We start from the raw sequence: 8,898 nt of genomic DNA on the forward strand, positions 1-8,898 counted from the left end.
GAGGGTGCCGTGGCCCCCTGTTTTGAAGGGCTGGAAGCTGAGGGGTAGAGGTGAAAGGTAAGACAGGAGGGCACAAGGCCCTCCCAGTCATGACTTACGTATTGGGCTTACCAGGGTCAAGAATTCGTACTGGCTGGATATCCTGACTCTGTTGCTCCTCTCGCATCTGGTTCACTCGGGTTGTTAGCTCAGGTGAGTCGTTATCTTCAATGGGCAGTTGCTCAAAGAAGTCACAGCTCACGCACTCCCGATAGCGAATACCGTTTTGCTCCCAGGCACGAACACGGTCCATTGCGGCGCAGCGTGGGCAGATAACACCCGCAATAAAGCGTTTAACGGTCGACATGGTGTTCTCCAAACGCACGGTGCCAATGAAATAATAGACACCGTGCTGAGTTCAATAAGCGGTTAGGCCGCGCGAATACCGCTATGGCGCAATAGGGGCTCGACACTTGGCTCGCGGCCGCGGAAGGCCACAAATAGCTCTGCGGCATCGCGTGCCCCGCCTTGTTCCAGAATCTGGTGGCGGAAGCGTTGTCCGGTTTCAGCATCAAAAATACCGGCCTCCTCAAAGGCGCTCCAGGCATCCGCAGAGAGCACTTCGGCCCATTTGTAGCTGTAGTACCCCGCCGCATAGCCGCCAGCAAAAATATGCGCAAAGCTGTTTTGGAAGCGATTGAAGGGCGCCGCCGGTACGACCGAAGTGGCGCTGCGTACATCATCCAACAGCGTTTGAATATCGCTGGCGCTGGGCGCGCTTAATTCATGGTGTAAACGCAGGTCAAAGATCGAGAATTCGAGCTGACGCACCATGCCCATCGCGGACTGGAAGTTTTTGGCCGCCTGAAGGCGTTCAAGTAGCTCAGCCGGTAAGGCTTCCCCGGTTTCTACGTGCTTGGCCAGCAGGTTAAGCCCTTCACGCTCCCAGCAGTAGTTCTCCATAAACTGGCTGGGCAGTTCCACCGCATCCCAGGCAACGCCGTTGATACCTGAAATGTCGGCGATATGCTGCTTGGTCAGCATATGGTGAAGGCCGTGTCCAAATTCATGGAACAGGGTCGTTACTTCATCATGGGTAAGCAGGGCAGGCTTGCCACCGATGGGCGCCGTAAAATTACAGGTTAAAAAAGCCACCGGCAACTGAATACCATGCTCAGTTTGACGGCGTACTCGACAGTCGGCCATCCAGGCGCCGCCGCGCTTGCCTTCCCGAGCGTAGAGGTCAAGGTAGAACCCGGCAATGGGCTGGCCATGCTCGCTAATACGGAAATAGCGCACATCGCTATGGTAGCTTGGCGCCTCACTATCTTCTTCTACCTGCACGCCATAAAGCCGCTCAACCACTTGAAAGAGACCGTTAATCACGTGTGGTGCAGGAAAATAGGGGCGTAGCTGCTCTTGGGAAATGGCATGGCGCGCTTCACGCAGCTTTTCGCTAACGTAAGCAATATCCCACGGCTCCAGCGCATCAATGCCCAGCTCGTCACGCGCGTAAGCGCTTAGCTCGGCAAACTCCTCTTTCGCTTGCGGGACGGCGCGACGGGCCAAGTCACCCAGAAAATCGAGCACCTGCTCGGGAGAGTCCGCCATCTTGGTGGTCAGTGAAAAGTCTGCATAGGTGTTGAACCCCAGCAGCGTCGCCAGTTCCTGGCGTAGTGCGAGGATCTCTTCCATCAACGGAGCGTTATCAAATGTGCCCGCATCAGGGCCTTGGTCTGAGGCGCGGGTGACAAACGCGGTATACACCTCGCGGCGCAGCTCACGATTTTCAGCGTAGCTAACGACGGGGAAGAAGCTTGGGAAATCCAGCGTAATCCGATAGCCCGAAACGCCCTTGGCTTCAGCAGCCGCTTTCAAGGTATCGAGCGCGCTGGAAGGCAGCCCAGCGAGCTCCTCTTCACTATTGAGGTCCTTGTGCCATGCTTGGGTGGCATCCAGCACATTGTTGGAGTATTGATTGGAGAGCGTTGAAAGGCGCGACTGAATGTCACCGTAGCGTGCTTTTTTATCGGCAGGCAGGTCGACCCCGGCGAGGCGGAAATCGCGCAGTGCATTATTAACGGTGCGCTGCTGTGCGGCATCCAGCGTGCTCCAGTTGTCACTCTCCTTGAGCGCTTGCCAGCCGTGGAAAAGCCCTTCGTGCTGGCCGACCCACGTGCCAAAGGCGGAAAGCTGTTCCAGGCAGGTTTGGTAAGCTTCGCGCAGCTCCGGCGTGTTCATCGTGCTATTTAAGTGTGACACCGGCGACCATGCTTGGGAGAGTCTATCGCTTACCGCTTCCAGCGGAACGGCAAAGCTCTCCCATGTGGGCGGTGTTTCTGCGGCCTGCAGGGCCAAGCGGTCAATCGTTTCACGGTTCTCACTTAAAAGCGCTTCCACCGCGGGCACCACATGCTCGGCACGCATTTCAGCGAAAGGGGGAAGCTTGTGCGTTGCAAGCAGCGGATTGTGGGTCATAAGCACCTCAGTTGGCAGCGTTAATGAGTGCAAAAACGCGTAATAATAGCTAAACAGTGTGGGCACAGGGGCGCTGTTTCAATGGCAAGGTTTGGTCTCTTGGCAGGCGCCTGCTAGTCTTGCCGCCTTTTAGTGCCCACGATGGCAGGAGTCAATAATGAGCGAGACGCTGGAGCGCTGGGGGTCTAAGCGGGCCTTTATCCTGGCAATATCGGGTGCTGCGGTGGGGCTGGGCAACATCTGGCGCTTCCCTTATGTGGCGGGTGAAAATGGCGGGGCCGCGTTTTTATTAATTTACGTGGCGTTTGTGCTGCTGCTGGGTATTCCCGTCATGATGGCTGAAATTCTCATTGGCCGGGCTGGGCGGCGTGGTCCGTTGCAGGCATTGGGCGCACTGGCTGCTGAAGCAGGGGTCTCCATGCATTGGCGTTGGCTCGGGCTCTTTGGGGCATTTACTGTTTTTTGTATTTTGTCCTTCTATTCAGTGGTGTCTGGCTGGTCGATCGAGTTTTTGGTGGCCTCCATCAACGGACAATTTAACGGGGCAACAGCGGCTGAGATAGGCGCTGGTTTCGATGCATTTTTAGCAAGCCCTGGGCTTTTGATTTTCAATCACTCTCTGTTTTTGTTTATGACCATGACCGTGGTGGCGGCTGGCGTGGCCAAGGGGCTTGAGCGGCTTAACAATCTACTCATGCCGCTGCTGTACGTGCTGCTGTTGCTGTTGGCCGGATACGCTGCCACCACCGAGGGCTTCTCCACGGCGTTGACGTGGCTATTTTTACCCTCCTTTGAGGCAATCACACCTACCGTGGTGCTGCATGCCATGGGCCATGCGTTTTTCACTCTGGCGGTAGGGGCCTGCGCGCTGATGGCGTATGGCGCTTATATGCCGGAAGAGCAGAGCTTGCCTAAAGCGGCGTTTGCCGTTGCCGTACTGGATATTAGCGTGGCGTTGCTGGCGGGTATCGCGATTTTCTCGGTGGTGTTTGCCCAAGGGATGGACCCGGCTGAGGGCCCGGGCCTGATGTTTGTGACCCTGCCGATAGCCTTTTCTGAGTTGCCCAGCGGCGCGTTCTGGCTAAGCGTGTTTTTCCTGCTGTTACTGCTCGCTACCTGGACATCGGCCATTAATCTGGCAGAGCCCATGGTCGCGATGCTGCAGGGGCTTGGGCTGCGGCGCAGTATGGCAACGGCGATCATCGCGCTAAGCGTTTGGCTCATGGGATTGTTGTCGGCGTTCTCTTTCTCAACCCTGGCGGAGTTCCAACCACTCTTTGGGCGCAATATCTTTGAATTGGTCAGCAGCATTCCACCAGACATATTTTTGCCCTTGGGTGGCTTGATGATTGCCACGTTTGCCGCCTGGATAATGCCGCAGAAGAGAGTAATGAAAGCGTTAGGCGCCGGGGAAAGTGGCTACCTGCTATGGCGCAATATTGTGCGCTGGGTCTCGATTCCGCTGACGTTTATCGTCTTGCTGGGTGGGCTTTTATAGCGCTATACCGCTTGTGAGAATGGATATATCCACCATCAATAGAGCAGTATGTACTTGGAATAGGTTCTTGGAACAGGTACTTGAAATACGTACCTGGAAATAGGCTCTTCAGGAGAGTGCAATGAAAGAGGCAGCGCTAAGAGATTTTAAAGGCCATTCGCCCCGCTTGGGCGAGCGCGTTTATATCGATCCTGCGAGTGTGGTGATTGGTGACGTTGAGCTGGGCAATGACTGTTCGGTATGGCCAATGACGGTGATTCGTGGCGATATGCACCGGATTCGTATTGGCGCACGTACCAGCGTGCAGGATGGCAGTGTGCTGCATATTACTCACGCCAGTGACTTTAACCCAGAGGGCTTTCCACTCACGATTGGCGAAGATGTGACGATTGGCCATAAAGCCATTTTGCATGGCTGTACGCTGGGCAACCGCATTTTGGTCGGTATGGGCGCCATCGTGATGGACGGCGCGGTGGTTGACGATGAAGTGATCATTGCCGCAGGGGCTGTTGTTACGCCCGGTAAGCACTTGGAGAGTGGCTATGTTTACGCCGGTAATCCTGCCAAGGCGCTACGCCCTTTAAAAGAAAAAGAGCGGGCCTTCTTCCCCTATACCGCAGGTAACTACGTAAAACTTAAGGATCAATTTTTAGCTGAAGACTCCTTATGATTAAGTTCAGCTAACATATTGGCTTGCCGACCTTTTTTCTAAACTAGCCATGTTGTAATCTTAAAAAATCTGGTAATTTATCCAGTTTTTCAGGATGCCGCGATAACATGGCGAACTTTCGCACGCATATGACGGTAGCGACCGCGGGCGGCATGTTGATGGCGTACGCGGGTTGGCAAGCCCAGTGGTGGCCTTATTCTCAAGCCATATTAATCGTGGCGTTGGTCGCCTTTGGCGGCATTTTGCCCGATATTGATGCAGACCGATCACGCTCTATCCGTTTGATTTTTAATCTTCTTTCCGTGCCATCACTGGTGGTGGGCGTAATGCTGCTGGAGTCGTGGTTGACGCCAGGCATGTTGCTGGTAGCTTGCGGCGGTATTTATTTCTCGGTGCGGTATTTGGCGGGAATACTGTTCTCAAAACTGACGGTTCACCGCGGCATTTGGCACTCGCTGATGGCGGCCGGGCTATGTTCGCTATTAACCGCAGCGCTGAGTTTTCATCTGCTTGTTCAGCCTGCGGGGTTAGCGTGGTCACACGGTGCGGCCGTGCTGCTGGGGTTTATTATTCACCTGGTACTGGATGAGATGTATAGCGTGGATTTGGAGGGGGCGCGGCTTAAGCGCTCGTTCGGTACTGCGCTCAAACTCGGCGATAGCCGTCGGCCCATTTCCAACCTATTAATGCTGATTGCCACCTTGACACTGCTTCCCTGGACGCCGCCCTGGTCGGACTTAATGGAGCTGTTTCATCAGGGGTCACTGCTGTGGCGGTAATCGTCGGCCTGTAAGCCATGCTTTTTCAGCTTGTCGTAAAACGTTTTACGCGGAATGCCCAAGTGGCGGCAGACATCGGTGACTCGGCCATGGTGACGGGCAAGCGACTGACTAATCAGGCTCTTTTCAAACAGCTCTACCTGGCGCGGTAACGTGGGCTCTGGCGTGTCGGTGGCTATCCCTTCCAGCAGCATATCCAGGCGGTAATCAAATGCTGCGCCGAGTAGCACGTAGCGCTCAGCAAGGTTGCGTAGTTCACGCACGTTGCCAGGCCAGTCATGGGCCAACAGTGCGGCGATACCGTGGCTATTCAGAGTGGGGGCCTCCAGGCCGCTACGATTGGCGGCAATGACGGCAAAGTGCTGAAACAGAAGCGGGATATCCTCACGCCGTTCGCGCAGCGCGGGTAACGCCAGCGTGACAACATTCAGCCGGTAGTAGAGGTCTTCACGGAAGCCCCCCTCTTCAGCGGCAACTTTAAGATCCACTTTGGTGGCGGTAATCACCCGAATGTCGAGCGTGACTGCTTCATTGGCACCGAGCCGTTCGATGCTGCGCTCTTGCAGGACGCGCAGTAGTTTGACCTGAAGAGCCAGTGGCATCGACTCAATCTCATCGAGGAAAACAGTACCGCCGTTAGCGTGCTCAAACTTACCAATTCTGCGTTCAATCGCGCCGGTAAAAGCCCCTTTTTCATGCCCAAACAGCTCAGACTCAATGGTGTTTTCCGGCACGGCACCGCAGTTGATTGCCATAAAGGGGCTGTTGCGTCGAGCGCTGCGTTCATGAATGGCCCGGGCCACGAGGTCCTTGCCTGTCCCTGTTTCGCCAAACAGCAGCACATCGGCTTCTACCTGACTAATGCGCTGAATCATCGCCGCTAAACGAGAAACAACCGCTGTGCGCCCCACCAGGCGCGGGCCAAGGGCAGCCCGCTGTACTTCCAATTCAGCCTTAAGACGATTGTTTTCGAGGCTAAGCTGGCGCTTTTCAATGCCGCGGCGCACAACATCAAGTAGCTGGTCGCCAGCAAATGGCTTCTCCAAGAAGTCCCATGCGCCTGCACGCATGGCTTCTACCGCCGTGGAAATATCGCCATGCCCGGTAATCAGAATAATCGGTAGGGTAGGGTCGCGACGATGCAGTTCATGCAGAAGCTCCATCCCTCCCATGCCAGGCATACGGATGTCGCTGACAATCACGCCAGGAAACTCTGCGGGTAGCGCCGCCAGGGCTTGCTCGGCTGACGCAAAGCAGGTGGGCGTGTAGCCGGCAAGCTCCAGGGTTTGGCTGGCGGTAATACGCAGATGAGGCTCATCGTCGATCACCATGACCGGCAGCATCGACGGTTCATGCATGGCTATTATTCTCTTGTTGAGTTGAGGGTACAGGCGCGTGTATCGGTGGCGCGAAAGGTAGTGAAATAATAAAGCAGGCGCCTGTCGGATCGCGATTGACGGCCTGCAATTTGCCACCCAGGTCATCCATGATACGCGACGAGATGGAAAGCCCCAGCCCCAATCCGCTTCCCGGTGCTTTGGTGGAAAAAAAGGGTTCAAAAATTTGTGTTAGGTGCTGGTCGCCAATGCCGGGGCCGTTATCCATAACGTTAATGGTGACCTGCTTTTCGTTCAGCGCCGCCCTCAAGATAAGCCGAGGTTCTGAGGTCTCTTGCATGGCGTGCAGGGCATTGCTAATCAGGTTGACCAGTACTTGCTCCAAGCGTACCAGATCGCCCGTTACCCATAGCGTTTCCTTGGGCCAATGCTGTTCAACGGTAACATGCCCGTCGCGCAGGCGACCCTGGAACAAGCGAAGTGCATATTCGATGCAAGCCTGCACAGAGATGGTTTCCTGCCGCTCACTGCTTTTACGCGAGAATTGACGAAGCTGTGCGCTGATATCGGCCATGCGCTTGGTGAGATCAACGATTTGCTCAAGATTTGCGTCCGCTTGATCTACTCGGGAAAGCGTTAAAAAGCGCCGGGCATTTTCGCCATAGGCCCGAATGGCTGCCAGCGGCTGGTTCAGTTCGTGATTGATGCCCGCTGCCAATTGGCCAAGGACTGCCAGCTTGGCGGCCTGGATGAGTTCATCCTGAGTTTGACGCAGGTTGGCTTCTGCGCGGCGTCGCTCTTCGATTTCATTGGAAAGGCGCTGGTTGCTGGCCACCAAGTCGTGAGTGCGACGCTCGACGCTGGCTTCCAGCTCATCACGCACCAGGGCAAGGGTATGCCGTTCGCGTTCAGCAAACGCTTCGCGCTCACGACGCAAGCGCAGGCGCTGCCAGCCAATGCCGCCCCCGAGTACAATCATTCCGTAAAGCCCGCCCGCCATAAGTGCGGCGATCCACTGAGCGCGGACAACGGGTGTTAAGGGCTTGAGAATATGCATGTGCCAGCCAAACTCCACCACGGGGCGTGTCAGGCTTAAATAACGGCTGCTACTAAGCGGGCCCTGAGAAAAACTAACCAGTGCACTGTCTGGTCCATAAGGTGCATCAATATTAATGCCTGAAGGGGATAGTGGTTCAATGGCGTAGCGGCGTGTGTCACGAAGCGTTTGACGTTGTTCATCACTAAGCGCATAGAGTGCATTCATGCGCAGCTCAGGGCGGCTGGCCATAAAGATAATATTGTCATTATCGGTCACCAGCAGCTCAGCATCTTGCTCAGCCCAGCCCTCTTCAACTTCATCCAGTAACACCTTGATGACGATAACACCGGAGGGTTGCGCATCTGGCGAAGTATCATCCAGCCATACCGGCGCCGAGAAAAAGTAGCCCCGCTCCAGTGACTGGGTCCCTAGTCCATAAAACCGCCCTTGCCGTCCGGCGATGGCTTCTGTGTAGTAGCTGCGAAACGCGTAGTTATGACCTAAAAACGTATTGGGACGATGCCAGTTGCTGGCGGCAATTGTGTTGGCATCGCGGTCGAGCAGGTAAACGTCAGAAACGCCTGCGGTAAAGCGGAAACGATCCAGCAGCAGGTTAAGCGGCATGGCGTTCTGGGTTTCCGGAGAGGCCAAAAAGCGCTGGACACCTTCACGCGTCGCGAGCATTTGGGGTAAATAGTCGTAGCGGAGCAGATAGCCATTAAGATTGGCGACAGAAAGGCGCAGCTCGTTTTCGGCGTCTTCCTGAAGGGTAGAGATGGCTTGCTCGCGCGCCAAGTGGGCGGCTTGCCACATAACGAGTATGAGGCCTAGCGTGATGGCAACAAGCCATATACCTTTCCAGCGGCGAGGCTTCATACGCTGCTACTTACCACGGGCACGGCGTAGCGCACGTGCTGCCTGCTGTTGGCGAGGTGGGGGAATATCATCCGCTAGGCATCCATTAATAGGTATGACCAATCATAAGGCAGGAGATCGCCGTGCCTCAAGCTAGCCCTCTGGGCTACTAATACACATTGGTAGCAGTGTTGCTGGAGTCAGGAAGGCCTCCTGAAGAGCGAGTAGTTACCCTGCATTATTACGATATGGCATTATTTCAG

At 55.4% G+C, this 8,898-nt stretch carries 7 protein-coding genes; 3 read left to right on the top strand and 4 right to left on the bottom strand.

What is annotated here, in order from left to right; translation table 11 throughout:
• Positions 1-94 precede the first annotated feature (94 nt).
• Positions 95-346, bottom strand: a complete 252-nt coding sequence (locus ACT3TY_RS16265) for a YheV family putative zinc ribbon protein (protein ID WP_192528602.1) — start codon at positions 344-346, stop codon at positions 95-97.
• 62 nt (positions 347-408) lie between these two features.
• The gene (gene prlC / locus ACT3TY_RS16270; protein WP_444628900.1) at positions 409-2,457 is read right to left on the bottom strand and encodes an oligopeptidase A; all 2,049 of its coding nucleotides are present in this window, start codon (positions 2,455-2,457) and stop codon (positions 409-411) included.
• Between the two features lie 157 nt (positions 2,458-2,614).
• Between prlC and ACT3TY_RS16275 the strand changes: the two genes are divergently transcribed.
• The 3 genes from ACT3TY_RS16275 to ACT3TY_RS16285 all read left to right on the top strand — a co-directional run bounded on the left by ACT3TY_RS16275 (position 2,615) and on the right by ACT3TY_RS16285 (position 5,404).
• On the top strand, positions 2,615-3,955 hold the full coding sequence (locus ACT3TY_RS16275) for a sodium-dependent transporter (RefSeq protein WP_444628901.1): 1,341 nt from the start codon (positions 2,615-2,617) through the stop codon (positions 3,953-3,955).
• A gap of 121 nt (positions 3,956-4,076) precedes the next feature.
• Complete coding sequence (locus tag ACT3TY_RS16280) at positions 4,077-4,625, top strand: gamma carbonic anhydrase family protein (protein WP_192528604.1); 549 nt, start codon at positions 4,077-4,079, stop codon at positions 4,623-4,625.
• Positions 4,626-4,732: 107 nt separating this feature from the next.
• Positions 4,733-5,404, top strand: coding sequence for a metal-dependent hydrolase (locus ACT3TY_RS16285; RefSeq protein ID WP_444628902.1), 672 nt, complete (start codon positions 4,733-4,735; stop codon positions 5,402-5,404).
• Here the strand turns inward: ACT3TY_RS16285 and ACT3TY_RS16290 are convergent.
• Together ACT3TY_RS16290 and ACT3TY_RS16295 are read right to left on the bottom strand one after the other, a co-directional pair.
• Entirely contained in the window at positions 5,380-6,762 is a 1,383-nt protein-coding gene (locus tag ACT3TY_RS16290) for a sigma-54-dependent transcriptional regulator (RefSeq protein WP_444628903.1), read from the bottom strand. The two genes, ACT3TY_RS16285 and ACT3TY_RS16290, sit on opposite strands and share 25 nt — an antisense overlap.
• A complete protein-coding gene (locus ACT3TY_RS16295; RefSeq protein ID WP_444628904.1) occupies positions 6,755-8,656 on the bottom strand; it encodes a sensor histidine kinase in 1,902 nt (633 codons plus the stop codon). The genes ACT3TY_RS16290 and ACT3TY_RS16295 overlap by 8 nt, the downstream gene beginning before the upstream one ends.
• Between the last annotated feature and the right edge of the window lie 242 nt (positions 8,657-8,898).

This window comes from Halomonas sp. AOP22-C1-8, assembly GCF_052378905.1.
In the GTDB taxonomy this organism is placed as follows: Bacteria; Pseudomonadota; Gammaproteobacteria; order Pseudomonadales; family Halomonadaceae; genus Vreelandella; species Vreelandella citrativorans.